Origin of the sequence: Cryobacterium sp. MLB-32 (assembly GCF_000738085.1) — a bacterium.
Lineage (GTDB): Bacteria > Actinomycetota > Actinomycetes > Actinomycetales > Microbacteriaceae > Cryobacterium.
Genome location: NZ_JPRS01000295.1, coordinates 1 through 1,659, shown reverse-complemented (window position 1 = coordinate 1,659; position 1,659 = coordinate 1). Strand labels below are relative to the sequence as shown.

The window sequence follows — 1,659 nt, the reverse complement described above, 5'->3', positions numbered from 1 at the left end:
CGAGGCATCAAGCAGTAAGCCCTTGGCCGTTGCGCTAGCCAAGGAGCTCCACCTCGCACTCCGACGAGTCCTCTCAAGTTCTGACCGCGCCAAAGCGCTGTGGTCCAAAGCCGCAAGCGTGCTGCGATCATTTCAAATTCGTGTCGATCCGTCAGGGACCTACTCCTTCACTGTCGACGTGGAACCCGAGCGCGGCGTGGCCGATAGCGGAGATCTCGCCGTCGATCTCCAGGAGCTGCTGGAAACCATCGGGTTGGCTGCGCGTGAGGCCAACACGGTCATTCTGCTGGCCGTCGACGAGCTCCAAGAGGCCTCATCCGACGACCTCGCTGCCCTCAATGTCGCCCTGCATAATCTCGGGCAGGATGTCTTCCCCGTCCCCGTCGTCTTCGTCGGAGCGGGGCTGCCCTCCCTCCCCGCGGTGCTCGCCGATGCGACCAGCTACGCGGAGCGCCTCTACGACTACCGCCAGATCGGCTTGCTCGACACAACCGCAACGTCTGACGCCCTCACTGCTCCGGCCCGCGCCAACGGAGTCGACTGGGAGCCTGACGCCCTGGCGGCGGCGGTGACCGCGACCGGGGGATACCCCTATTTCATCCAAGCGTGTGGAAGCCATGTCTGGGCGGTCAGGGCCACGGACACCATCAGTCTTCAAGACGCTCAGATCGGCATCGAGTCAGCGCGAAATGAAGTGGAACAGGGTCTCTACCAATCGAGGTGGGAGCGGGCAACCCCAACACAGCGGGCCTTCATGTCCGCGATGGCCGTCGACGACGATGCCCCCTCATCAATGGCCGAACTCGTGACCCGTTTGCGAAAGAAGCGCACCACGGACCTCTCCGTCAATCGCCGAGACTTGATCCGAAGCGGTCACATCTACACGCCCGAACGCGGTTTCGTTGCGTTCACCGTGCCTGGCATGGCCGACTTCATCGCCAGGCAAGGCGAGTAGCCGACCCTGGCACCCTCGCCGAGGCCGGCATCTACCCGTGCGCGATGAACGACCGTGCCGCTGCGACGACGTCCGGCCCGATTACATCCAACGGCTCAGCGCGCAACAAGGCCGCGGGGGACTTGTCGCCTAACTCCGGGTTCATGCCCTGGAACCAAGCCTGGATCACCTTCGCGCCCTCGCGTTCACTCAGAATGCCGGCCACGTAATAGGAGGTACGCAATCTCTGGACGACGTCCGCGCCAGGCGCACGGGAGCCTTCCGCCCATTCGCGCACAGAGCGCGTGTTCGACACCCTGCCCAGATAGGCGACGAGTTGGGCGCCGAGGATGTCGCGCAGACCCGTGACGATCTCGCCGGTGTCCAGCCGCACCGAGTCCTCGTACGCGCGGTGACCTGGTTGCGAGGCGGGGACGGGAATGCTCATGCCCACCAGTCTTCCCCGTCCTGGACTTGGTAGCAAGAATCACTACTGTTTTCACGCTCAATATCACAGGTAATATAACACCCAATATGACCGATAATAGTTATTATGTCAATGCGAGTAGGTATTATTCCAACAGATGCACGATTTGGCCCTCCTCGCCCTTCGGCATCGTGTGATTATCCAGTGGCGGCGGAAACTGGCTCTTGATCAGCATTTCCCCGGCGCGGCTGACGTGATCCAGTTGGCGCGCATGATGCTGAGGCGATGTGTTCCTCGT

General features: G+C 62.1%; 2 protein-coding genes. One reads left to right on the top strand and one right to left on the bottom strand.

Annotated features, from left to right (window positions below):
- A partial coding sequence (locus JF66_RS17795; RefSeq protein WP_231556490.1) for an ATP-binding protein occupies positions 1–955 on the top strand: 955 nt, incomplete at its 5' end.
- Between the two features lie 31 nt (positions 956–986).
- On the opposite strand, the gene JF66_RS17790 is transcribed toward JF66_RS17795, so the two are convergent.
- A complete protein-coding gene (locus tag JF66_RS17790; RefSeq protein ID WP_035880116.1) occupies positions 987–1,382 on the bottom strand; it encodes a hypothetical protein in 396 nt (131 codons plus the stop codon).
- Positions 1,383–1,659 lie beyond the last annotated feature (277 nt).